This is a genomic window from Micromonospora sp. HUAS YX12 (assembly GCF_040215685.1).
In the GTDB taxonomy this organism is placed as follows: Bacteria; Actinomycetota; Actinomycetes; order Mycobacteriales; family Micromonosporaceae; genus Micromonospora; species Micromonospora tulbaghiae.
Map to the genome: position 1 here is coordinate 3899181 of NZ_CP157974.1, position 21818 is coordinate 3920998.

General features: G+C 72.5%; 25 protein-coding genes. 15 read left to right on the forward strand and 10 right to left on the reverse strand.

The window, feature by feature from the left end; translation table 11 throughout:
• Window positions 1-46: 46 nt before the first annotated feature.
• From ABIH81_RS18820 to ABIH81_RS18870, 11 genes are all read left to right on the forward strand, one after another.
• Complete coding sequence (locus ABIH81_RS18820) at window positions 47-595, forward strand: hypothetical protein (RefSeq protein WP_349876195.1); 549 nt, start codon at window positions 47-49, stop codon at window positions 593-595.
• Window positions 592-1098 carry a hypothetical protein gene (locus ABIH81_RS18825; protein WP_349876196.1) on the forward strand — a complete coding sequence of 169 codons (507 nt, stop codon included), beginning with the start codon at window positions 592-594 and terminating at the stop codon, window positions 1096-1098. The genes ABIH81_RS18820 and ABIH81_RS18825 overlap by 4 nt, the downstream gene beginning before the upstream one ends.
• Window positions 1095-1484, forward strand: coding sequence for a hypothetical protein (locus tag ABIH81_RS18830; protein WP_349876197.1), 390 nt, complete (start codon window positions 1095-1097; stop codon window positions 1482-1484). Before ABIH81_RS18825 ends, ABIH81_RS18830 begins: the two co-directional genes overlap by 4 nt.
• On the forward strand, window positions 1484-1771 hold the full coding sequence (locus ABIH81_RS18835; protein ID WP_349876198.1) for a hypothetical protein: 288 nt from the start codon (window positions 1484-1486) through the stop codon (window positions 1769-1771). The genes ABIH81_RS18830 and ABIH81_RS18835 overlap by 1 nt, the downstream gene beginning before the upstream one ends.
• Window positions 1772-1908: 137 nt before the next feature.
• Window positions 1909-2853: a PKD domain-containing protein gene (locus ABIH81_RS18840; RefSeq protein ID WP_349876199.1), complete on the forward strand. Its 945-nt coding sequence runs from the start codon at window positions 1909-1911 to the stop codon at window positions 2851-2853.
• Window positions 2854-2861: 8 nt separating this feature from the next.
• Window positions 2862-3644, forward strand: coding sequence for a hypothetical protein (locus ABIH81_RS18845; RefSeq protein WP_349876200.1), 783 nt, complete (start codon window positions 2862-2864; stop codon window positions 3642-3644).
• Window positions 3641-4186 carry a hypothetical protein gene (locus ABIH81_RS18850; protein ID WP_349876201.1) on the forward strand — a complete coding sequence of 182 codons (546 nt, stop codon included), beginning with the start codon at window positions 3641-3643 and terminating at the stop codon, window positions 4184-4186. Before ABIH81_RS18845 ends, ABIH81_RS18850 begins: the two co-directional genes overlap by 4 nt.
• A 5-nt stretch (window positions 4187-4191) precedes the next feature.
• Window positions 4192-4446 carry a hypothetical protein gene (locus ABIH81_RS18855; RefSeq protein ID WP_349876202.1) on the forward strand — a complete coding sequence of 85 codons (255 nt, stop codon included), beginning with the start codon at window positions 4192-4194 and terminating at the stop codon, window positions 4444-4446.
• Window positions 4446-4877 carry a hypothetical protein gene (locus ABIH81_RS18860; RefSeq protein WP_349876203.1) on the forward strand — a complete coding sequence of 144 codons (432 nt, stop codon included), beginning with the start codon at window positions 4446-4448 and terminating at the stop codon, window positions 4875-4877. Before ABIH81_RS18855 ends, ABIH81_RS18860 begins: the two co-directional genes overlap by 1 nt.
• A gap of 12 nt (window positions 4878-4889) precedes the next feature.
• Window positions 4890-5240, forward strand: coding sequence for a hypothetical protein (locus tag ABIH81_RS18865; RefSeq protein WP_349876204.1), 351 nt, complete (start codon window positions 4890-4892; stop codon window positions 5238-5240).
• Between the two features lie 44 nt (window positions 5241-5284).
• The gene (locus tag ABIH81_RS18870) at window positions 5285-5500 is read left to right on the forward strand and encodes a hypothetical protein (RefSeq protein WP_349876205.1); all 216 of its coding nucleotides are present in this window, start codon (window positions 5285-5287) and stop codon (window positions 5498-5500) included.
• A 38-nt stretch (window positions 5501-5538) separates the two neighbouring features.
• Here the strand turns inward: ABIH81_RS18870 and ABIH81_RS18875 are convergent, their stop codons facing one another.
• The 10 genes from ABIH81_RS18875 to ABIH81_RS18920 form a co-directional block, all read right to left on the reverse strand.
• A complete protein-coding gene (locus ABIH81_RS18875; RefSeq protein ID WP_349876206.1) occupies window positions 5539-7950 on the reverse strand; it encodes a DEAD/DEAH box helicase in 2412 nt (803 codons plus the stop codon).
• Window positions 7951-8221: 271 nt separating this feature from the next.
• Window positions 8222-8548: a hypothetical protein gene (locus ABIH81_RS18880; RefSeq protein WP_349876207.1), complete on the reverse strand. Its 327-nt coding sequence runs from the start codon at window positions 8546-8548 to the stop codon at window positions 8222-8224.
• 20 nt (window positions 8549-8568) lie between these two features.
• Window positions 8569-9138, reverse strand: coding sequence for a hypothetical protein (locus ABIH81_RS18885; protein ID WP_349876208.1), 570 nt, complete (start codon window positions 9136-9138; stop codon window positions 8569-8571).
• A complete protein-coding gene (locus ABIH81_RS18890; protein WP_349876209.1) occupies window positions 9122-9388 on the reverse strand; it encodes a hypothetical protein in 267 nt (88 codons plus the stop codon). Before ABIH81_RS18890 ends, ABIH81_RS18885 begins: the two co-directional genes overlap by 17 nt.
• 95 nt (window positions 9389-9483) lie before the next feature.
• Entirely contained in the window at window positions 9484-10338 is an 855-nt protein-coding gene (locus ABIH81_RS18895) for a peptidoglycan-binding domain-containing protein (protein ID WP_349876210.1), read from the reverse strand.
• Window positions 10339-10511: 173 nt separating this feature from the next.
• Complete coding sequence (locus tag ABIH81_RS18900; RefSeq protein WP_349876211.1) at window positions 10512-10736, reverse strand: DUF397 domain-containing protein; 225 nt, start codon at window positions 10734-10736, stop codon at window positions 10512-10514.
• 53 nt (window positions 10737-10789) lie between these two features.
• Window positions 10790-11167, reverse strand: a complete 378-nt coding sequence (locus ABIH81_RS18905; RefSeq protein ID WP_349876212.1) for a zinc ribbon domain-containing protein — start codon at window positions 11165-11167, stop codon at window positions 10790-10792.
• Between the two features lie 193 nt (window positions 11168-11360).
• Entirely contained in the window at window positions 11361-11696 is a 336-nt protein-coding gene (locus ABIH81_RS18910) for a hypothetical protein (protein WP_349876213.1), read from the reverse strand.
• A gap of 212 nt (window positions 11697-11908) precedes the next feature.
• Window positions 11909-12115: a DUF397 domain-containing protein gene (locus ABIH81_RS18915; protein WP_349876214.1), complete on the reverse strand. Its 207-nt coding sequence runs from the start codon at window positions 12113-12115 to the stop codon at window positions 11909-11911.
• Between the two features lie 15 nt (window positions 12116-12130).
• Entirely contained in the window at window positions 12131-13003 is an 873-nt protein-coding gene (locus ABIH81_RS18920) for a helix-turn-helix transcriptional regulator (protein WP_349876215.1), read from the reverse strand.
• Window positions 13004-13292: 289 nt separating this feature from the next.
• On the opposite strand from ABIH81_RS18920, the gene ABIH81_RS18925 reads away from it, so the two are divergent.
• The 4 genes from ABIH81_RS18925 to ABIH81_RS18940 are packed head-to-tail and all read left to right on the forward strand — an operon-like array spanning window position 13293 to window position 21791.
• Window positions 13293-16028, forward strand: a complete 2736-nt coding sequence (locus ABIH81_RS18925; RefSeq protein WP_349876216.1) for a hypothetical protein — start codon at window positions 13293-13295, stop codon at window positions 16026-16028.
• Window positions 16029-19811 carry a hypothetical protein gene (locus ABIH81_RS18930; protein WP_349876217.1) on the forward strand — a complete coding sequence of 1261 codons (3783 nt, stop codon included), beginning with the start codon at window positions 16029-16031 and terminating at the stop codon, window positions 19809-19811.
• Complete coding sequence (locus ABIH81_RS18935; RefSeq protein WP_349876218.1) at window positions 19789-20871, forward strand: hypothetical protein; 1083 nt, start codon at window positions 19789-19791, stop codon at window positions 20869-20871. The genes ABIH81_RS18930 and ABIH81_RS18935 overlap by 23 nt, the downstream gene beginning before the upstream one ends.
• Window positions 20868-21791, forward strand: coding sequence for a hypothetical protein (locus ABIH81_RS18940; protein ID WP_349876219.1), 924 nt, complete (start codon window positions 20868-20870; stop codon window positions 21789-21791). Before ABIH81_RS18935 ends, ABIH81_RS18940 begins: the two co-directional genes overlap by 4 nt.
• Window positions 21792-21818 lie beyond the last annotated feature (27 nt).

A 21818-nucleotide genomic window follows, 5' to 3' on the forward strand; every position in this document is an offset into this window, starting at 1 on the left:
GCAAGGTTACTGTCCGAGTAGGACCCGGTTCACGTGGAGGTAAACCATGGGTCTACGCGCGCTGGTCGGCACCGAGGGTGCCGACGGTGTGTACGTGGCGCGGGGCGTGCAGCACGACGGCTGCCCGACGATGGTCGTCCCCGCCCTGTCGGTGCTGCTGCACGAGCTGTGCGGCCACCGTCCGGAGAGGGCGGCGGCGGTGCTGCTGCAGAACGACTGGTCGCGGCTGTTCGCGGTGCCCGGCACCGGACCGAGCGGCCGCACGGTCGGCGTGCCGTCCGAGAGCTACCCGGTGCAGACCGGGCGGATCGCCGAGGCCCGCGCGGGCGACCGCGAGTGGGCGTACCTGTTCGGCGGCCACCGGCTGCACGTCTACCTGGGGGTGTTCCCCGAGCGCGGCCCGAAGCGCTGGGAGGCGTGGGCGTGCTGGTCGCTGCACGAGCTGGGCGACCTGTCGCAGCTGGACCTGCTGGAGGTCCAGAAGGCGGGCTACGCGGCGCAGTGGCGGGCGTCCGACTACCGCGGCTACATGGAGGCCGTCCGCGAGGCGGCCCGCGACTCGACCCGGATCCAGCTGATGGAGGCGGGCCGATGAGGGCGCTGGTGGGGCAGTTCGCCCCGGGGGCCAAGTGGTACCGGGCCCGGCTCGTCGAGCTAGAGGGCCAGCCCAGCTGGACGCTCGCGCAGATGCGGGCGATGTGGGAGGGCAGCTTCCAGCGGGACACCCGGGCGATGGTCGCCCAGCTGCTGCGCCGCCACTGGTCGGTGCTGGCGAACACGGACTGGCCGCCGCAGGCGGTGTCCGAGCGGCGGCGCGAGTGGACGTACGTGTGCGGCGTCGGCCGGGGCTACCGCGACCAGGTGTGCAGCCCGGCGGCGGTCGGGCTGATGGGCACCGACGAGCCGTTCAGCGACGAGGGCTGGGCGTACCTGTGGGAGCACGAGTTCGGCGCGCTGCACGTCTACGGGGCGCACGGCGGCCGGTGGCACCACCTGGCGACGTTGCCGGCCGACGTGTGGGCCGGACTGACGACGCAGCTGGTGATCGATGTGGAGGCCAGGTTCTGCTGGCTGGAGCGAGGGGAGGCGGCGGCGTGACTGTCGAGACGAGGAAGCAGGCGGACCCGACGGTCCGGACCGAGGAGTTGCAGCGCCGGGACCAGGTGCTGCTGTTCGGGCAGGTCGTGGAGATCGCCGACGTGCAGCAGGTGCGGGAGTTCCCGACGTGCGTCAACCTGGTGATCCTGCCGACCGGCGGCGGGCAGCCGAGGGAGACGCTGGTGCCCCGGGACATGCTGCTGCTCGGGCTGCGGCTGCCCCGGCTGGTGCCGACGGCCTGTCAGGGCTGCAAGTGCGTGGTGAAGCTGCCGGTCGACCTGGCGCACGGGCAGCCGCCCGCCGTGCTGTGCGGGCGGTGCCGTGGCCGGATCGTCGAGGGCACGGCGCAGTGGACGCAGCAGCCGGTCCCGGCGGGGAGGTACTGATGAACAACGTGTTGAAGGCGCTGATGGCCGACAGCGAGGAAGAGCGCCAGAAGTACCTCGACCGGGAGACGCTGCTGTACGCGGTGCAGCGGCAGATCACCTGCCAGCGGACGGGCGTGGTGCTCGACGTCGACCGGGCCGTGATGGTGACGACGATCCTCGGCGACAAGCGGGGCGCGTGGGTGCTCGACGGTGAGGCCTGGGACCGCATGGAGGAGTGGACGAAGCAGAAGGCCGAGGAGATCGGCGCGACGCTGGAGGTGATCGACGGCCGGAAGCTGCGCTGACGGCCGCAGAGGGCGGGGCCGCACCCATCGGGTGCGGCCCCGCTCCGCTTTGGAGGGGCTGCGTCTCGGCTACGCTGACGGGGTATTCGCCGCTGGCTGCGGGCCGGGCATGGACCTTCGCTGTTGAGGGATGCCTGATGACCGCAGTGTGCGATACCCCGGTGAAGGGGAAGATGCTCCGGGCCACGAAGCTCGGGGTGTGCGGCGACCCGATCCTGGGCGCCGGAGGATGGCCGACCCACGTCACGTCGAAGGGCTTCGTCAGCGTCGAGTACGCGGCCGAGGTCGACGACGGCGAGGAGATCGACCAGAAGGACGCCAACGGGGACCCGCTGGTCTACGAGCCGGCCCGGCGGCGGATCAAGCTGTACAACGTGACGGTCACCTGTGGGCGGGTCGACCCGGAGCTGTACACGCTGTTCACCGGGATGCCGGTGGTGCTCGACGAGGACGGCAACGCGACCGGCATGCGGGTCACGTCGGCGGTGAACCTCGACTCGGCGGTGGCGCTGGAGGTGTGGTCGGGCACGCAGCTGAAGAAGTGCGTGGCCGGGGCGATCCAGCGGCCGAGGTTCGGGTACTTCCTGCTCCCGCAGATCATCGACGGGCAGATCGGTGACTTCACGATCGAGAACGGGGCGGCGAGCTTCACGCTGACCGGCAAGGCGATCGAGAACCCGGGCTGGGGCGTCGGGCCGTACGACGTCTACCTGCGCACGACGGGCGTCGCGGCGCTGATGGACCCGATGGGCGACCAGGACCTGCTGCACCTCGACTGGACGTACCTGCCGCCGCCGGCGCCGACGTGCGGGCTGACGGTGCGGCCGCCGGACGGCACCGTGGTGGCGGACCCGGCGGACGCGACGAACATGACCGCGCAGTTCACCGCGACGTACGTGCCGGCCGCGCCGGACCAGGCGTTCTCGGTGGATTGGGGCGACGGGGCGTCGTCGGCCGGTCCGGCGGCGGACGCGACGGTGAGCCACAAGTACGCGGCCCCCGGCACGTACCTGGTGACGGTCACGCACACGTCGAGCGGCGCGCAGCGCTTCAAGTCGTTCGTCGCCCCGGCCGGCGCCTGAGGTAGACGGTGACGCAGCCGGCGCGGACCGGCCCGTGCGCGTGGGAGCTGAACACGGCGTACTGCAAGGGCTGGGACCAGTACGACGAGGCGGTCCGGAAAGCGGCCACGGATCTCGCGACGGAGGTCCTGTGGGCGCTGTCCGGCCGCCGGTACGGGCTGTGCGACTCGACGGTGCGGCCGGTGCGGCGCGGCGACAGCGAGGCGTGGCGGCGGTGGGAGTCGTGGCTGGACCTGCCGTACGGCGGCAGCTTCGCGGTGACGTACTGCGGCTGCCCGGTGGGGACGTGCGCGTGCGGGCCGGTCGGGCAGGAGCTGAGCCTGCCCGGCCCGATCAGCGCGGTAACCCGGGTTGTCATCGACGGCCAGGAGCTGCCGGCCGAGGCGTACGCGGTCTACGACCGGCGGTGGCTGGTGCGGATCGACGGGGAGAGCTGGCCGGCCCGGCAGGACCTGACCGCGGCCGACGACCAGCCGGGCGCGTGGACGGTCACCTACCAGCGGGGGGTGCCGCTGCCGGCCGGCGGGAAGGTGGCGGCCGGCGCGTACGCCTGCGAGCTGGCGAAGGCGCTGGTCGCCGACTCGACCTGCCGGCTGCCCCGCCGGGTGGCGTCGCTGGTGCGGCAGGGCGTGCAGCAGACGTTCGTCGACCCGGCGCAGCTCGCCCGCGATGGGATGACCGGGCTGCCGGAGGTCGACCAGTGGCTGCGGGTGGTGAACCCGCACCAGCTGCCCCGCGACACGGTGGTGTGGTCGCCGGACCTTGATCGTGGACGGAGGAGGACGTCGTGACGGAGCCGGTGATCCAGCCGCAGGACGACGTGGCGTGGCCGGTGGCGGTGAAGCTGCGCGAGCTCATCGGCGGCGCGCTGGACGGGGCGCTCGGCGGGACGCCCGCCGTGGTGGCGGTGGTGCCCGGCCGTGACGTGGCGATCGACTCCTGCTGCGAGGGCCAGGCGTGGGTGCGGATCGTGCGGACGTACCCGGTGCTGCCGGAGGAGTTCCCCGGCGGGCGGGGCACGCCGCTCGACGAGGGCGCCGACCCGGGGGCGTTCTGGGCGGTGGAGCTGGGCGCGGGCACCGCCCGGTGCGCGCCGAGCCCCGACGACGCCGGGAACCCGCCGACCGCCGCGCAGCTCGAGCGCAGCGCGGCGGAGCTGGCCGACGACGCCGGCCGGATCCGGCGGACGGTGCTGTGCGAGCTGAAGAACCTCCAGCAGGTCGAGTCGGTGTGGATCGGGGAGCAGTCCAGCGTCGGCCCGTCCGGCGGCTGCGTCGGCCAGGAGGTCCTGGTCGCGGTGATGACCAACGTGTGCGTGTGCGACGAGGAGTGAGGGCGATGCGCAAGGGCCAGAAGGTGACGGTGCGGGCGCTGACGGCGATGCCGGGCGTGCCGGACGGGTCGGTGCAGCACGTCGAGTGGGGGCCGCGGCTGGCCACGCTCGTGGAGGCCGGCCGGTACGAGGTGCTGGAGGGTGAGGAGGCCGAGCAGGCGGCGACCGTCGACCCGGAGCCGCCGGACGCCAGCCAGCCGACGCCGGCGCCGACGACGGACGCCGACGGCGACGGCAAGACGCGGAGGACGCGCCGCTGATGGCGGTCCGGGTCAACACGCGGCTCGACCTGTTCGCCGGCGAGATGCGTCAGCTGCTGACCGGCTCGACCGGGCAGGTGGTGTCGTTCATCCGCAGCGTGACCCGGAAGGTACGGACCCGGGCGGTGCTCACGTGCCCGGTGGACACCGGCCGGCTGCGGTCGGCGCACCGCGAGGAAGTCGGCGTGCGGGCGGGCCACGTGTACGGCTTCGTCGAGAACGAGGTCGAGTACGCGGCCGCCGTGCACGACGGCACGGGGGTGCACCTGATCCGGCCACGGCGGGCCGGCGGGATGCTGCGGTTCGAGACGGGCGGCCAGGTGGTGTTCACCAGCCTGGTGCGCCACCCGGGGACCAGGCCGCAGCCGTGGCTGCGGGAAGCGATGGAAGACGTGGCGGGCCGGGAGGGGTTCCGGCTCGTCCGCAGGTAGGGAGGAAGCAGGATGCGAGAGTTCACGACCAGCGCGAAGGTAGCCAAGCAGGACGGCGGCGAGAAGAAGCTGCCGGACGTGCCCTTCAAGCTGGACGGGGTGGAGATGGTGTGCCGGGCGCCGAAGGACGCGCAGCTGGCGTACCTGATGGCGGCGGCGTCGTCGAGCCGGTCGGAGGCGGACCAGGTGGCGGCGGTGCTCGACTTCTTCGAGCAGACGCTGGACAAGGCGAGCCTGGGGGTGTTCCGGAAGCGGCTGCTGAACACGGAGGACGAGTTCGACTTCACCGACGCCATGGGGATCTTCACGCACGTGTGTGAGGAGTGGTCCGGCCGCCCTACTGGATCGGGCAGCGCCTCCTGACCCTGGCGGTCAGGCGCTGGCCCGAGTTCCACGGGACGCTGCTGATGCGGACCGGCCGGGAGCCGCTGGACCTGCCGTTGCCCTCGCTGCTGGACGTGATCTACGCCTGGTGGGTGGAGGGCGGCGACGAGAAAGAGGTGGCGAAGTTCCGGCAGCGGCTGGAAGCCCCGCCGGCCGGGGAGGAGCTGGAGGACCGCGCCGAGTGGTCCGACGACGAGACTGACCTGAGTTTCGCCCGGGCGCTGTCAGGCTCCCGTTGAAAGGCGCCACGGATACCTTCACCGCGCACCGTGGCAGTTCACCGCGAGGCGACGGGATTTGCGGTCAGGCGGTCGCGTACCTGTTCGGGCAGTAACCCCTCCTGGCTGAAGTGGTCAGCAACCAGCTCACGGAGCTGGCTTTCCTTAAGTCCAGCGCGCTTCGATGCCAACGCATCCCATGCTCGGGCTGCCGCTTCGGCAAGAGCTAGGACACCGTCGGGGTGAATCACGTGGACGTGCGGTTCGGCTCCTGCTGCTCCAGTAGGATCGACGGCGGGCTTTGGAGAGACGATCACGGTCGCGCTGTCGGGTGGGATATCTGCGGCTTGGCGGTCAGCCTTGAGTAGACGCAGCTGGTCGCCGGCTTGACGGATGTCCTTCTGCGGAACCAGCCCGGCCGGCTCGTGATCGCTCTTCGCATCGATAGCGAGCCACAGCTGATGGTCCCAACACCATGTGGAGTCGCAGCGTCCAGAGCCAGGCGGCTTTTGCGCATCGGCACCGAGCATGAAACCGAGCTTGGTCAAGGCGGGTTCATACACGGTTGGCTTGCGCTCCCGAAGGGCGGACAGCGTTTCGGCTGTCAACGCCGCCACCTTCGGGATGGAGGTGCTCTGCAGGCGGGCGGCAACGGCCGCAACCGCCACCGCGGATGCCGAGGAGAGCGCCTGGGGCTGACTGCTGGGCAACGGGGCTAGCTCCCGGATCCACATGGACGGCTTCGCTGCTGCTTCTGCCTGGGCGCGGTACGCAAGCGCGCTCTGACGCAGGGTGTGATCGGTGGTGACGGTTCCGGCCTGGTCAGCCCAGACCGCCGCCAGGTACAACCAGAAGGAGCGGTACCCGCGCAGCGCGTCGCCACCCTTGCCCAGCTTGAGTGCGGCCTCGTTGGCACGCGCGCTGGCCTCCTTCCACTCGCCCATGCCGGCGAGTGCGCATGCCTCAACCTCATCTTTAACCGCGGCAGCGAGCGCCTTGCTACCTGCTGGCGGCGTCACGGTCGCGCCGTTACGCAGCTCGGTGATGATCGGCTCGGCGTCTATCCGCCACGAATCATCCTGGCGAAGGAAAGTCCCAACGTTGTCCAGGATCTCGACCTCCGACGTTCGCCGGCTGTTCTGGATGCCGAACTCGATCTCGGCCTGTAGCTCAGGATCGAGGTTCTGGCGGGTTTCGGGGCGCACCATGTAGGTCGTCAAGTCCGAGCCCATGACAATGACTACAGCCCAGTCGTTCGGGCCGCGCGTGCATCGCCCAGCGCCCTGCACGACGCGCGTCCGTACGCGCTCAGCCAAGGCCGCGCCAGCACGAACGTTCTGCGAGAGGAACCGCTCCTGGAGGTTGTCAGCATCTGGCTTGCCGTCGAGCACAACGGCACGGCAATGATCACCGGGTAAGTCGAGCCCGTCGTAGCGAGCGGCAAGCCCACAGACGGCGTTCGGCAGGGCGGCGAACCCCTCCATCCCGCCTTCAACGTCGTCGATTCCCAGCACGGGCCACCCGGGCTGGGCCAGTTCCCTCGCGGTAGAAATCGCGGTGTTCGTGTCGGGGGCGAGGATGAGTGCCTTGCCTGCCGAGAGCACGATGGATCTGGCTAGCTCAACGGGGTCAGTGACCTCGGCCAGCTCGGGAAAGACGAAGAATCGCCGGCCTGACCGAGGGGTGGGTGTGGTGCTCGGCAGGGCGACTCGCGTGATTGCTGGCCGACCGAAAGCCCGTTCGAGTTCACCGCCATCACCCAGGGTCGCCGACAGGTAGATCCGCTGGGCGGCCTGAGTAAAGACCGGGTTCGCACTGGTCGGCGGTATGACCGGGCGGATCAAGATACTGCCGTACGAGACATAGACCATGCAGCTTGGAATAACGTCCCGGATCATTGAGTATCGGAACGTCCACGGGGCCGGCAGCTGAGCCAACACAGCGTCGAGTCGGCTGACCATTTCCGGCTGGCGCAGCGGAATCACCAGGCGAGCGCTGCGGTACATGCCCGGGTCTGGCGTGTAGTCCCGCAGGCGTTGCAGCGGGATTCCGTCAATAGCCGGGGCGACTACATCGAGAAGGTCGCTGTACGCCTTCTCGTTCTTGGACCTTCTGATGTGGATTGCGTACTGCTCGCCGACGTATTGCTCACCAGCATGGGCGTCGTCAAAGAGCAGCAGCTCGGGCACCGCCAGGTGAGGGTTGCTGTTGAAGATTGTGTTGTAGGTCGTAACCGCTACCGCTTCCGCAGCCTCGTACGCGGCCTTGTCTAGCGTCGACCAAAGGCTATGGCTGCCGACCAAGGTGACGGCAGGGACGCCTTCACGAGCCGCCACCTTTGCCACCTGCTGAGCAAGCTGCTGGGTGGGGCAGGCGTAGGCCACCCGAGCCGTTCGAGTGATCCTTATCCAGTTAGCGATCACCAGACCCGGCAGAGTCTTGCCCGTACCCGTGGGCAGTTCCAACGCCAAGTCAGGGTCCGTGGCGTGATCCGCGGCGTATACCCGAAGGAGGTCCCCCTGATGCGTCCACAGGCCGGGCACCGCGTCCGGTCGGCGCGGCAGATCTCGGTACAGGGCCTCGGGGCTGGTGGCGGTTACGACCTTCTTCGCCCCGCCTTTGAACGCCATCCTCATCCTCTCCAGCCACCAGCGTCGGTGCGGCAAGTCTATTGGGCGGCGTGGGCTCCAGATAGGGAGGAGAATGGCCCCGAACCGGGGCCACCCTCCTCGGCGCGCGGGGTCAGGGCCGGAAGCCGTCACCCCGGAACAGGATGGAGCCGGGCTCGCGGCGGGGCAGGGGGGCTGGCGGCTCCTCGTGGAAGGGAGCGGACGCCAGGAACGGCAGGTACCGCCGGAGGAAGTCGTCGACGCCGGGGATGGCGAGGACGCGGGTCACCGCAGCCGCCACGGTGAGGCCCTGCGCGATGAGCGGCACGGCGTCGACGCCGGCCACCGCGGCGATCGTCGGCAGCAGCGACAGCAGCGCGACGACGGCCGCGAAGACGGTCCGCGCGGTGGCCCGCCACGGGTGGCGGGTCTGCGTGGTCGGGGCTGCGGGGTCGGTCATGGGGTCCCTCCTCGGGTTGGTCACACACACAGGCGGAGCAGCGGCAGGCACGCGATCGCCGGGGTGGGCTTCGGCGTGGCTGCCGGCGGGCCGGGTGGCCCGGTGGGGCCGGCCGGTCCGGGCGGACCGGCCGGGGCGGGGGCGGGGGCGGGGGCGGGTTGCGGCACGGTCGTTCTCGAGGAAGCGGCCGGGCCGGTCGGCCGTGGCCCGCCCCGGCTGGGCGGGCCCGGCGATGTCGACGGGTCGGGGAGCGGGCCGGTGCAGCCGTACCGGCGGCGCAGGTCCTGCACGTCGGCGTCCCGGGGTGTCAGCCGGTCCAGGGCGACGCACAAGTCCCGGCGGGTCTGCTCCAGCCGGGCGTCCCGCCGCCGCTGCTCCTCGACCGCCGCGGCCCGGCGCTGCGCCAGGTCCTGCTCCAGCGCGGCGACCCGGCGGTCCACGGCGTTGTCGGCCAGGTTGTAGGCGATGACCGTGGCGGCCGCCGAGCACAGCAGCGGCAGCAGCGCGTACAGCGCCAGCAGCCGCGCCACCCGGCGCCGGTCGCGGACCACCACCCGGGCGAGCCGCTGGGTGTCAGCGTTGTGGCTCACCGGGCGACCTCCAGTCGAGCTGGTCCGGGTCGAGGCCTGCGGCGAAGACGCCGAGCCGCAGCCGGGCGTACACGTCCTGGTAGCGGGTGAGCTCCTGTTCGAGGAACTGCACCCGCTGCTCCAGGTACTGCAACCGCTCGTCGACCCGCTTGTCGAAGTTGGCTTCCCGCTGCACGTCGGCGGTGCGGCGTGTGCCGAGCAGCGCCAGCAGCGCGGTGATGAGCGTCGCCAGGACGGCGAGGACGCCCATCGTCACGCTGATGCCGGAGACGTCCCCGACGGAGGCCCTGGTTATCTGCCCGGCCAGCCACACCTACCTGCCCCCTCAGTGCAGCGGTGGCCCGGTCAGCGGACCGGGTTGTGGTACGCGACGTCCCAGGTGTTCTTGCCGATCAGCCCGTCCTGGGTGAGGTGCTGGTCGGCCTGGAAGGCGATCGCCAGCGCGCGGTACTCGGGGCCGTAGATGCCGTCGTTGCCGGCGTCGCCGAGCCACGTCTTGCCCTTGCCGATCGACCAGCCCCGGCGGCCGAGCTGGGTGCCCCACTGCTGGAGCCAGTAGCGGTCGGTGTGGCTGCGGAAGTAGCGGTCGTGGAGGCCGGACACCGAGTAGGCGGGGCCGGACGCCGGGCCGAAGTACCACCCGGCGGGCAAGGGGAACGCGATCGGCGTGCCGGGCGCGGGCTTGGAGCCGGCCGGCGGCTTGGACGGCGCGGGCGTCGACCCGCCGACGATGGGCAGGCCGGCGTGCAGCCAGGCGTAGATTTCGTCGCCGGGGCAGGAGGTGTTCCCGCGGTCGCGGTGGCCGAGCAGCTGGAGGCGCTTGCCCTTGCGGTCGTTGGCTTCCTCGTATAGCCACTTGAAGGCGCGGCGGGCGGCGTCGGAGACGTCCTGCTTGCCGGCCTGGTCCTTGCCGATGATGCAGACGCCGATGGCCTCGGTGTTGTGGCCGGCGCAGTGCGCGCCGAGCACGTTCCACCCGCGGCCCTCGTAGAGCAGGCCGGTGACGCTGTTGATGAGGAAGTTGTAGCCGATGTCCGACCAGCCCTTGACCCGCATGTGGTAGTCCTGGATCTGGCGCGGGGTCTGCGTCGCGCTGGCAGCGGAGTAGTGGCCCATGAAGACGGTCCGCTGCGACCAGGGCACGGTCGAGCGTGACTCGGGCGGGCGGGCGCCCCATTCGGCGCGGCTGATGATGTCCACTGGTGTCCTCCCGGCAGTGTGGATCGTCTGTCGGGGGACAGCGGCTCTACGGTAGCGGGCCGGGGTGACGGGTGCGGGCCTGGAAGCAGGCCCGCCGGCCGCCGCTGCGCGGACAGCGGCGACCGGCGGGGGTCGTGCGGAGGCCGGCCACGACGCTGGGGCCGGCCTCCGGGTCAGCGGGCGTGCGCGGGCAGCGCGAACTCGCCCTCGGCGGCACCGCCGTTGAAGGCGTCCCACTCGCCTGCGTCGAAGGTCAGCACCGGCCCGTCCGGGGTCCGGCTGTTGCGGACCTCGACGTTGCCGCCGCCGACGAACCGGACCTCCACGCAGTTGTCGCAGTTCGGGCCGGACTTGGTGCTCTTGAACCACTGGCCGATCGGGCGGGCCTGGATGCCCATGGTGGTGCTCCTTCGTGTTGGTCGCCGGCCGCTCCCGTCGCGGCCGGGCGGGTCTACGTGCGCCAGATGAAGCGCAGGTCGTCGGGGGTGTTGGCGCGGACGACGACCTTGACGAGCAGCTGCTCCAGCACCGACTTGCGGAAGGGCGGGGCGATCGCCGAGACGCTGGCGCGGCGCTCGGCGGCGGTCCAGGTGACCGCCTCGACGGCCTCGGCGGAGAAGGGGACCTTGCGGCAGCCGAGGGGGCACTTGTAGGTGCGCTCGCCGCCGTGCGGGTGCGGGTGCATCGGCACGTCGCACGGGCCGCACCACAGCAGGACGCGCAGCAGGTACGGGTCGGTGCTGGCGGTCATGGGCGGCGGGTTCCAGGCGGCGGCCCGCCCGTAGAGCGCGCCGCCGGAGACGAGACGGCGGGAGCTGGTGGCGTTCATGGCCGCCCCCCGTTGCCGCGCCACCGCTGCGCTGGGGTGAGCACCGTGGTGGAGAGGATGAGGGTCGGCCCGTTCCAGGACGGCGGGGCCGGAGGTGGGGGACCGGCCGCCGCTGGGGGACCCGGCGGCCGGTGGTCTGGGGTGGTGGTGCGGCGGCGGCCCCACCGCGACCGGCGGTGGCGGCCGGGGCCGGTCACAGCGCCCACCCGAAGGCGTCGACCTGGACCTGCTCCGCCCAGCTCGCGGCGCTGCACGGCCACGGGTTGTGGCACCACTCGCAGGCGCGGTCGTTGACGGCGAGGAACGGCCAGGACCGGCGCATCTGGAGGGCTGGGCCGTCGGGCTCGTGGATGGCGAGCAGGTGGCCGGCGATCGTCAGCCGCTCGCCGGGGCTGATGACGACGTAGCCGTAGCCGGGGATGACCTCGCCGGGTGGCGGCGGCGGCACCTCCGCCAGCCGCAGCGGCGGCCTGGGCGCGTCCCGCGTGGAGACGGCCGGGAGTGGTGCACGTAGACCGGTGGTGACCATGAGATGCCCCCAGGGGTGCTGTCTCTCGCGGATGGTCTTGTCTCGCACTGTGCCAGCGCGGCACTGTGCGGCTGGCACTGTGCCAGCATGGCACGGAGCCGGTCTATGTCACAAGGGGAACGCGCGGATTGACTCGGCGTGTCTGTCGGCGGTGGACACGAACGAGGGGCCGGCACCATGCAGGTGCCGGCCCCTCAGGGAGATGGAGCGCGTCAGGTCAGGTCGAACTCGCCGTCCTTCGCCCCGGCGATGAACGCGGCCCACTCGTCGCCGGTGAAGGCGAGCGTCGGGCCGGTCCTGTCCTTGCTGTCGCGGACGCGCATCACGCTGCCGTCGGTGGCGTCGGAGACCTCGACGCAGTTCGAGCCGCCGTCGGACCGGGTGGACTTCCGCCAGGGGCGGAACAGGGGATCGGACATGGGGGACTCCTCGGGTCAGGCTTCGGCAGCCAACGCGTCGGCCGCCTTCTGGATGAGGTCCGCGCTGTCCTCCGGGGACAGCGCGGCGTCGCGCAGCTGGTCGAACAGCTGCGCGTACCGCTGCGCCCCCCGGGCTTCGGTGACCAGCAGGTCGGCCGTCACGGTGTCGACGACGGCCAGCGTCAGGTCCTCGGGGTCCGGGTAGGCGTACAGGGAGAACGTGCAGCGTGGGACGTATCCGCGTCCGAGCCGGGCGTCAACCGGCAGGACGCGGACGCTGATGTTCTCCCTCGTCGTGGCCAGAGTGAGCAGGTGGTGCAGCTGCTCCCGCATGACAGCGGGCGGCACAGGCAGCCGCTCGATGGCCTGCGGTTCTAGCACGACGTCGTACTCCGACCCGCCGGGGTCGGAAACCTGGTGCTGCCGGCGCATCCGGCCGGCGACGGTGCCGTTGAGGTCCAGGTCCGCGTGGTCGAAGTCGAGCGCGACCTGGCCCCGGTGGCGGGCGTACGCCTCGGTCTGGAGGAGGCCCGGGAGCATCGCGTTCTGGTACTCGCGGATGGTGCGGGCGCCGCTCTCGATGTCGGCGGTGCGGGCCTGGCGTTCGCCCATGCCGGCGAAGTCGGGCTGGGTCCACCAGCCCCGGGCGAGGCCGTCGCGGGCGACCCGCTGGAGGGTCAGGTACCGGGGGTCGCTCTCGCCGACCAGGACGTCGAGGAGCTTGAGCACGGTGTCGAGTGGACGGCGCTCGCCGTTCTCGACCTTGGACACGGCGGTGCGGTCCAGCCCGGCCTCCCGCGCGAGCTGCGCGCTGGTATGGCCGGCGGCTTCGCGTAGTTCGCGGATGGCGACGCCGAGCCGTAGCCGTCGAGCGAGGGGGCTGACCAACGGGATGCACCTCCGAGCGTTGGCACGGTGCCGATTTGGCACGCACCTGTGGTGAGGGTACGCGCGCCGGGCGAGAGACGGTACGCGCGAGGGTTCCGGTGCTTGTGGCGTCGTCGTTAGGCTGATTGGCGATCCGGCGCGGAACGGGTCGGGCTCGCTGGATGAGCTGTCGGCGGAGGGCTCCGGTTGCGTCACCGGGGCCCTCCGTCATGTCGGCAGCTCACTGCCGCAGTGGCGTACGGCCGCAGTGGAGGATTGCCACCGCTGAAACTGGCCTACGCTTGGGGGCGTGGCGCTGGGACGTGCGTACATCGAGATCGTCGGCGACGTTAAGAAGTTCGCGCCGGACCTGAAGCGCGGCCTCAACTCCGCGCTGAAGGTCGGCGCGATCGGCGGCCTCGCCGTCCAGGCTACGAGCAGCCTGGTCAGCCTGGCCGGCGCCCTGGCGCAGGTCGGCGGCGCGGCGTTCGCCATTCCCGCCGCGGCCGGCGTCTACGGCGCGGCGATGGGCGCGCTGCGGATCGCCACGTCGGGCCTCGGCGACGCGATGGGCGCGGTCGTCGAGGGCGACGCGAAGGCGTTCGAGAAGGCGCTGGAGAACCTGTCGCCGCAGGCGCAGAGGCTGGCCCGCGAGTTCAAGGCGGTGGGCCCGGCCATCGAGGGCGTGCGGACGGCGACGCAGGACGCGTTCGCCGCGCCGATGGTCGGGCAGATCCAGGCGACCGCCGGGGTGCTGGCGGGGCCGCTGCGCAGCGGCCTCGCCGGCGTCGCCGCCGAGTACGGCAACGTGGCGCGGCGGGCGCTGGAGTTCGCCCGGGAGGGCGCCACCGTGTCGGTGCTGCGCGGGGTGCTGATGTCCGCGCGGGAGGCGGTGGCGAACCTCGGCGTGGCGGTCGGGCCGGTGCTGGCCGGGTTCCGCGACATAGCCGTGGTGGGGCTCCCGGCGGTGAGCCAGCTGTCCACCGTGGCCGGCGGGCTGGGCGCGAAGTTCGGCGCGTGGCTGTCGTCGATGGCGCAGAGCGGCGCGGCCACCGCGGCGATCGAGACGGCGCTGGGCGTCCTTCGGCAGCTCGGGCAGATCGCGGGAAACGTCGGCGCGATCCTCAGCTCCGTCTTCCAGGCGGCCGGCGCGGCGGCCGGCGGCGGCGGCCTGCTCGGGACGCTGACGACGCTGACCGGCACGCTGCGGGAGTTCTTCGCGTCGGCCGAGGGCAGCGCGGCGCTGACCGGCATCTTCCAGACGGTCTCCACGCTCGCGTCGGGCTTGAAGCCGGTCATCTCGGGGCTGCTCAGCGCGATCGGCTCGACGCTGGTGCCGGCGCTCATGCCGATCGCGCAGGCGCTGGTCCCGGCGTTGCAGGCCCTCGTCCCGGCGCTGGCCCCGATCGGTCAGGTGATCGCGTCGGTGGCCCTGGCGATCGCCCCGGTCCTGCCGGTCCTCGGCCAGCTCATCGCCATGCTGATCGGGCCGCTGGCGCAGGCGCTCAACGCGCTGGGCCCGCTGCTCGGCCCGATCGTGTCCGCGCTGGGGCCGGTGCTGCTCCAGATCGGTCAGACGCTCACCGCAGTCCTCGCCCCGATCGCCGGGCTGCTCGCCGAGCTGTTCACCCAGCTGGGCCCGCCGCTCGGCCAGATCGTCGCCGCCCTGGGCACCGCCCTCGCGCCGGTCCTCACGGCGATCGGGCCGCTGATCGGGACGCTGGTCCAGGCGCTGATGCCGCTGATCCCGACGATCGTGTCGCTGCTGCCGCCGCTGGTCGAGATCGTGGTGGCGCTGACGCCGCTGATCGAGCTGGTGGCGCAGCTCGCCGGCGTGGCCGTCGCGCTGGCGGCGCCGCTCATCAAGGTGGCGGCGCTGCTGTTGCAGTTCCTCGCCGCGCAGGCCGTCGCGCCGCTGGTGTCTGCGATCGCCAGCGCGCTGACGTGGCTGCTGTCGCCGCTGACGGGCGTGGCCGGGTGGCTGGGCAAGGTCGCGGCCTGGCTGAACGGGATCGACTGGGCCGGGGTGGGCGCGGCGATCGGCGGGGCGTTCTCGTCGGCGTGGAACGCGGTGGTCGGGTTCTTCTCGTCGCTGGGCACCTGGTTCGCCGAGCTGCCGGGGAAGATCGGCTCGTTCCTGGCGAGCCTGCCGGGGATGCTGTGGAACCTGTTCACGTCGGCGCTGGGCATGGCGCTCCAGGCCGTCGGCGTCGGGATCGGCCTGCTGATCTTCTCGGTGACGCAGCTGCCCGGGATGGTGCTGCGCGGCATCGCGGCGCTGCCGGGCCTGCTGGCCGGGTTCTTCTCCCGGCTGTGGGCCTCCGCCAGGGCGCTGACGACGGTCGGCATCAACGCGGTGGTGTCGTTCGTGACCGGGCTGCCCGGCCGGGTCATGTCGGGCCTGTCGCGGCTGCCGGGGATCATGGCCAGCGCGCTGTCGTCGGCGCTGAGCGCGGCGCGCAGCGCGGCGTCGAGCGGCGTGAGCTCCCTGGTGTCGTTCATCAGCAGCGTGCCGTCGCGGCTGGCGGGCCTGGCCGGGAAGTTCGTGTCGGCGGGCCGGAGCCTCATCAGCGGGTTCATGAACGGGTTGAAGAACGTCGGCGGGTTCATCGGCGACGTCGCCGGGTCGATCACGCACGCGATCACGGGGTTCATCAACCGGGTCATCGGCAAGATCAACTCGGGCATCGCGTCGATCGACGCCAAGCTCCCCGGGTCGCTGCCGCGCATCCCGATGCTGGCCAACGGCGCGATCCTGCGGCGGCCGACCCTGTTCGTCGGCGGCGAGGCCGGCGACGAGGTGGTGGTGCCGCTGACCCGGCCGCGCCGGGCGCGGGAGCTGGCCGAGCAGTCCGGGCTGATGCGCCTGATCGGCGAGGGCGGCGGCGGCGCGTCCGTGGTGTTCGGGCGCGACGCGATCCGCGTGACCTTCGAGGGTGTCGTGCCGAGCAGGCAGGAGGCGCTGGGCACCGGCCGGGCGGTCGGCGAAGGCGTGTTGGAGACGCTGGCCCGCAGGGACGTGGCCACGACAGTGAGGACGATCTGAGTGGGCGAGTACAACCCTGACCGGCCCTACGTGCTGGGGAATCAGTTTGCGCCGCTGGTGGCCGACCAGGTGCAGCTCGACACGGGCAGCGAGGTGGGCTACACGTTCCGGGCCCGCGCCACCCACGCGCCGGGGCAGGGGATTCGGCGGGTCCGGGTCCAGCTGTCGAGCCCGCCACCCGGCCTGACGGACCGCAAGGAGCTGCTGGTCAACCTGTACCCGGTGGACCGGGTGGCCGGCACCGGACCGCTCCGCAAGGTGGTCCTGCCGTGCTCGTCGGGTGCCCTGGTGACCGGGGCGACGCTGGTCGGCGGCTCGTCGACGCCGGCCGACGCGGTGAGCAACCCGGCGGACCCGCGGTACGTCGCGCTGACCGGCCCGAACGCGGCCGCCCGGTTCTGGTTCGGCAAGCCGCTGCCGCCGGGGATCAACAGCCGGCGGATCCTCGACGTGTCGGTGCTGTACGTGATCTCGGGCCCGTTCGCCGACCTGGCCCCGGCGGTGACCCTCGGCCTCGAGCGCCCGTCGGCCGCCGTCAACTGGATCATGGACGAGACGCTGAACGGGCCCGCCGACCACACCGCGAGCACGGCGATCGCCCGGGCCCGGCTGGGCGAGCTGAACCCGTGGTGGGACACGGCGGCGGCGCCGACGACGCAGCGGGGCCGGGCACCGTGGCGGTGGCAGACGGGCAACGGCGTGGCCGGGCTGAACACGCTCCAGGCGTCCGGCGGCACGAACGTTAACGTGCGGCTCCAGGTCGCCGCCGCCGCCGCGGCGGCCGCGCAGTTCCGCGTGCATTACATGGCGCTGGAGGTCACGTACGGGGTGGAGAACCGGATCGGCGGCGGCGGCCTGGACATCTCGCAGGGGCCCACCGGCATCATCGCCTTCGGGTCCACCAGCGTGACCGGGTGGTACTTCGAGATCCCGGTGCAGGGCATCGACGCGGCGGACGCGCAGCTCGTCGCCGGCCGGGAGTACGCCGTGACGATCGGGCAGGCGTACGCGGGGCAGAAGTCGGTGGCGACGCCGGTGCCGGTGAAGCTCGACCGGCTCGGGTCGATCGAGCCGTTCCCGTCGCACCGCGGCCTGCTGCTGCGCAAGACGCTGCGGGCCTCGCAGGCGCCCACCGTGGAGACGGTCGAGGAGCTGCCGGCGATCCAGTTGATGGCGGGGGACCCCGCGCCGGGCACGGTGGACATGAGCGGCCACACCTACTTGAAGCAGGTCGCAGGCAGCGTGTCCCGGGCGACGACGGGGTGGGACACCTTCCAGCACGTCGTCGAGACGGACATGGGCGATTGGGTGTGGGCCCGCTTCTACGCCCGGCACGTCGAGGGCACCCGGGACGCGCTGGAGCTGGCGCTGGTCGGCGCGGAGGACATGAACAGGCGGCTCGGCCCGGTCGGGCGGATCACGGTCGAGGAGTTCGACAAGCTGCCGGAGATCGCGGACGGCTGGCGGGAGGTGACGGTCCGGCTGGACCCGCCGTACCTGTCCGATGGGGTCGGCGACGTGAGCTGGTGGGCGTGGACGAGCAACGCGGACCCGCAGTCGCCGTGGCAGGTGCTGGGCGCGGACTCCGACCCGGCCATCGAGACGTACGGGTCCACCGGCGGCGCCAGTCTCGGGCCCGCCGCAGCGTCGACGTACGGCGACGACCAGCTGGTGTACGCCGCCTACGACGGGCAGCGGGACCAGGCGGCGGATCTGACGCTGATGTTCGCGCAGGAGATGGACGCCGTGCTCGGCCTCGACGTGGAGCCTGCCGTGCAGCCGCTGACCGTCGTCGACGACCAGTGCGCCCGGCCGGCGGTGAAGATCCCGACCGGCATCCGCTACCACCGGCTGTCGTGGCTGGCGATTAACACGGCGGTGCTGGCCGGCTGGGGGCACTACGAGGTGCAGCGCCAGGACGACACGATGGCCGCCGACGAGTGGGAGACGATCGCCAGGGTGGTCGAGCCGTCCGTGACGGCGGTCGACGACTACGAGGCGCGGGTGGGCGTCGAGTCGCGGTACCGGATCAGGATGGTGCACCGCCTCGGCATCGGCGGGCCGTGGTCACCTCCGGTGGCGGCGACGATCGCCGCGCCGGGCGTGGAGGGCCGCAACGTCGACACGGGCGTGCTGATCCTGACCAGCAACCACAACCCGGCCGGGAACCTCGCGTACGTCGAGAACTTCGACCGGTCGTCGGTGGAGGAGTTCACGTTCCCCGAGGCGGGCCAGGTCGAGCTGCAGGAGATGTTCGACCGGGACTTCCGCACGGCGTTCCGGCCGCTGGAGCGCGGCGGCGTCGAGTTCACCCGGACGGTGCTGGTGAACCAGGCGGCGGTGCCGCCGGAGACGATGGACCGTGGCTTCCGCGACCTGCGCGACCTGGCGTGGGACACGGTGCCGTACGTGTGCGTGCGGGACGAGCTGAACAACCGGTGGCTGTCGACGCTGCTGGTGCCGTCGGCGTCGGTGAAGCGTCGCAACGCCGGGCAGCTCCAGCTGGCGCAGGTGCACGTGGTGGAGGTGACGGCGACGCCGGCCCCGCTGGACGGCGGTCCGGCCCCGTGCGAGGGCCTGCGGCCGGAGGGGCAGGTGTCGTCGGTGACGGCGAGCACGCCGGTCCCGGCGGCCGGCCTCGCCACGCTGGCGTTCGAGGACCTGTTCGGCCGAAACGTGGCGGGCGGCCTGGGGAACGGCTGGGCGATCATCGAGGGCCCGGCGGCGGACTTCTCGGTGGCCGCCGAGGCGGCGGCGATCAACCTGGCCGGCGGCGCCGCGCACACCGCGGTGGTCGGCGCGGGCTGGGAGGACGTCGACGTCGAGGCCCGGTTCCAGTTCAACGCCGTGGCGACGGGCCAGCCGATCAACGCGTACCTGATCGGCCGGCACATCAACGGCAACACGCACTACCGGGCGCGGCTGGCCGCGCAGACGGACGGCAAGCTGGGCGTATCGATCGAGCGGATCGTGGGCGGCGTGCTGACGACCGTCACGGCCCTGGCGACGGTGAAGGACCGCTTCGGCACCGCGCTGGCCTACCAGGCGGGGCCCTGGTATTGGATGCGGTTGCAGGTCCGCGACGCGGCGGTCCGGGTCGCGGTGTGGGCGGACGGGCAGAACATGGCCCGGTGGGAGCAGTCGGCGAAGGACACGGCGATCGCCGGCGTCGGGCAGATCGGTGTGCGGGGCGTGCTGACGGCCGGGAACACGAACGCGGCCCAGACGGTGAAGGTCGCCAGCCTCTCGGTGCAGCAGCCGGTGTCGAACGACCTCGACCTGCGGGTGGAGCTGCGGCCGACCGGCGAGCAGTGGACGGCCGAGCTGCGGCGCACCGACGACACCGCGGCGACCGGGTGGAAGCTGACCGCCGACCGGGCGTCGACCTGCCTCAACATCTGGGGCGGCGCCGGGTTCACCGGCTGCTACGAGACGCGGGAGCTGGTGGTGACCCGGCAGCGGCGGTGGCTGCGGGTGACGTACCGCAACGACGTCGGCGGCCAGGGCACGGTGCAGTTCTGGGCCTCGGAGGACGGGGTGGCGTGGCAGGCGGGCGGCACGGTGTCGGCGTCGCCGGAAGCGCCGACGTTCGACCCGGGGAAGCTGGCGCTGGTACTGACCGGCGACGTGACGGTGGCCCGGGCCGAGGTGCGGCAGGGCGTCGACGGGCCGCTGCTGGCCGCCCCGGCGTTCGAGGTGCAGGCGGCCGGCACGACGCAGTTCGCCGACGCGCAGGGCAACGTGTGGGAGGTGGACGGCCGTGGCATCTGCGCCCCCGCCTGACCTGCTCGACCTGCCCGCCTGGCGCGGGCAGCGGTCGGCGTCGTTCCGCTTCGACCTGATCGACGGGCGGACCGGCGTGCGCCGGGGTGAGCTCACACCGCTGCGGGACAGCTCGCCGAGTCTGAGCCACGACAGCACGTCGACGATCCCCCGGCGGCTGTCCGGGGTGACCCTCGGTGTGGCGGACGCGAAGCGGATCAACCAGCTGACCGACCGGATCGCGCCCCGCATGGTGCTGGGCGACGGCAGCGAGTACCGGCTGGGCCGCTACCTGGTGTCGGACTCGTCGGACCTGATGACCAGCGCCGGGTCGACGGCGCCGCTGACGCTGCTGGACGAGATGTTCGTGGTCGACCAGGAGCTGGATGTCGGCTTCGACGCGGGCGGGCAGCTCGTCGACCAGGTGGCGCAGCGGCTGGTGGAGGGCCTGCCGATCGGGCCGCTGGTGGTCGACGCGACGGAGTTCACGTCGGTGGCCGCCTGGTCTCCGGGCACGTCGCGGGCGAACGCGCTGCGGGACCTGGCCACGTCGGGCGGGTACTTCATGCCGTGGTTCGACCACCGCGGCTGGCTGCGGTTGCGGCGGGCGTTCGACCCGGCCGACCAGGCGGTGACGATCGACCTGGACTCGTCCCGCCGGGTGATCCGGGGATCGATCTCTCGGGGCACGGACCTGCTGACCGCGCCGAACCGCTTCGTGGTGGTGTCCAACGATCCGGGCTCGGACACGGAGCCGGTCGTTGGGGTGTACGACGTGCCGGCGTCGGCGCCGCACTCGATCGCGCAGCGCGGGTTCGTGCTGCCGAAGACGGTCGACGTGCAGGTGCGCTCGCAGGCGCAGGCGACGTTGTACGCGCGGACGCTGGGCCTCCAGCAGACGGTGTACGAGGTGGTGGAGCTGAGCACTCCGGTCGACCCGCGGCACGACGCGTACGAGGTGGTGCGCTGGGACGGGGTGAAGTGGTTGGAGGCCAGCTGGACGATGCCACTGGTGCCGGGCGGGGAGATGCGGCACACGCTGCGGCGGGCGTACCCGGAGACGGAAGGCGGGGAGGCGTGAGCGACGGGAAGGTGCCGGGCCTGGCGGTGCCGGTGAAGGCGCTCGCCGAGGCGGTGCTGGAGAAGGCGGTCCGGCTCGGGCTGACGTGGCGGCTGCGGCCGGCGACGGTGACGAGCGTCGCCGGCGACGGCACGATCCGGGCGCTGCACGACGGCGACACCCAGGCGATCCGGGTGACGTCGATGATCGGCGCGGTGCCGGTGCGCGCCCGGGTGATGGTGCTCAAGACGCCGCCGGCCGGGAACCACATCGTCGGCCTGGTCGGCTCGCCGGGTGCGGGCGCCCCGACCGGGCCGGTGCAGACGTTCACCGCGGACGGCACGTTCAACGTGCCGGCCGGCGCGCGGTGGATCCGCGCGTACGGGGTCGGCGGTGGCGGTGGCGGCGGCGGGGTGGGCGGCGCGACCGGCGGCAACGGCGCGGGCGGCGGCGGTGGCGCTGGCGGGTACTGCGAGAGCGTGTGGGCGGCGTCGGAGCTGCCGGCGCAGGTGGCCGTGATGGTCGGCGCGGTCGGCGCGGCCGGCGCGGCCTCTGCGGCGGGAGCCGGGAGCGGCGGGAATTCGAGCTTCGGCGGGTTGTGGGTCGCGGGCGGCGGCACCGGCGCCGGTGGGGTGGTGGCGAACGCGACGGACACCAGCGGCGGCCGGGGCGGCGGCGGCTCGGCGACTGGCGGGAACGTGCTGAACTCGATCGGCGCGGCCGGCGGCCCCGGCCGCACCCTCGACGGCCGGCACCTGTTCGCGGCGTTCGGCGGCAACTCGCTGCTCGGTGCGGGCGGGGCGGCCCCGGTGACGGTCAACGCCAACGGGAACGACGCGGGCGGCCCCGGCGGCGGCGGTGGCGGCGCGATCGCGCAGGCGACGGGCCGGACGGGCGGCAAGGGCGGCGGCGGCCTCGTGGTCGTGGAGGTCATCTACTGACCGCCTGACCTGGCCTTGGAAACAGCG

Coding starts and splice junctions, on each gene's coding strand:
- ABIH81_RS18820 (WP_349876195.1), top strand. CDS start 47: ATGGGTCTACGCGCGCTGGTCGGCACCGAGGGTGCCGACGGTGTGTAC.
- ABIH81_RS18825 (WP_349876196.1), top strand. CDS start 592: ATGAGGGCGCTGGTGGGGCAGTTCGCCCCGGGGGCCAAGTGGTACCGG.
- ABIH81_RS18835 (WP_349876198.1), top strand. CDS start 1,484: ATGAACAACGTGTTGAAGGCGCTGATGGCCGACAGCGAGGAAGAGCGC.
- ABIH81_RS18840 (WP_349876199.1), top strand. CDS start 1,909: ATGACCGCAGTGTGCGATACCCCGGTGAAGGGGAAGATGCTCCGGGCC.
- ABIH81_RS18855 (WP_349876202.1), top strand. CDS start 4,192: ATGCGCAAGGGCCAGAAGGTGACGGTGCGGGCGCTGACGGCGATGCCG.
- ABIH81_RS18860 (WP_349876203.1), top strand. CDS start 4,446: ATGGCGGTCCGGGTCAACACGCGGCTCGACCTGTTCGCCGGCGAGATG.
- ABIH81_RS18865 (WP_349876204.1), top strand. CDS start 4,890: ATGCGAGAGTTCACGACCAGCGCGAAGGTAGCCAAGCAGGACGGCGGC.
- ABIH81_RS18870 (WP_349876205.1), top strand. CDS start 5,285: ATGCGGACCGGCCGGGAGCCGCTGGACCTGCCGTTGCCCTCGCTGCTG.
- ABIH81_RS18880 (WP_349876207.1), bottom strand. CDS start 8,548: ATGACCGACCCCGCAGCCCCGACCACGCAGACCCGCCACCCGTGGCGG.
- ABIH81_RS18890 (WP_349876209.1), bottom strand. CDS start 9,388: ATGGGCGTCCTCGCCGTCCTGGCGACGCTCATCACCGCGCTGCTGGCG.
- ABIH81_RS18900 (WP_349876211.1), bottom strand. CDS start 10,736: ATGGGCATCCAGGCCCGCCCGATCGGCCAGTGGTTCAAGAGCACCAAG.
- ABIH81_RS18905 (WP_349876212.1), bottom strand. CDS start 11,167: ATGAACGCCACCAGCTCCCGCCGTCTCGTCTCCGGCGGCGCGCTCTAC.
- ABIH81_RS18910 (WP_349876213.1), bottom strand. CDS start 11,696: ATGGTCACCACCGGTCTACGTGCACCACTCCCGGCCGTCTCCACGCGG.
- ABIH81_RS18915 (WP_349876214.1), bottom strand. CDS start 12,115: ATGTCCGATCCCCTGTTCCGCCCCTGGCGGAAGTCCACCCGGTCCGAC.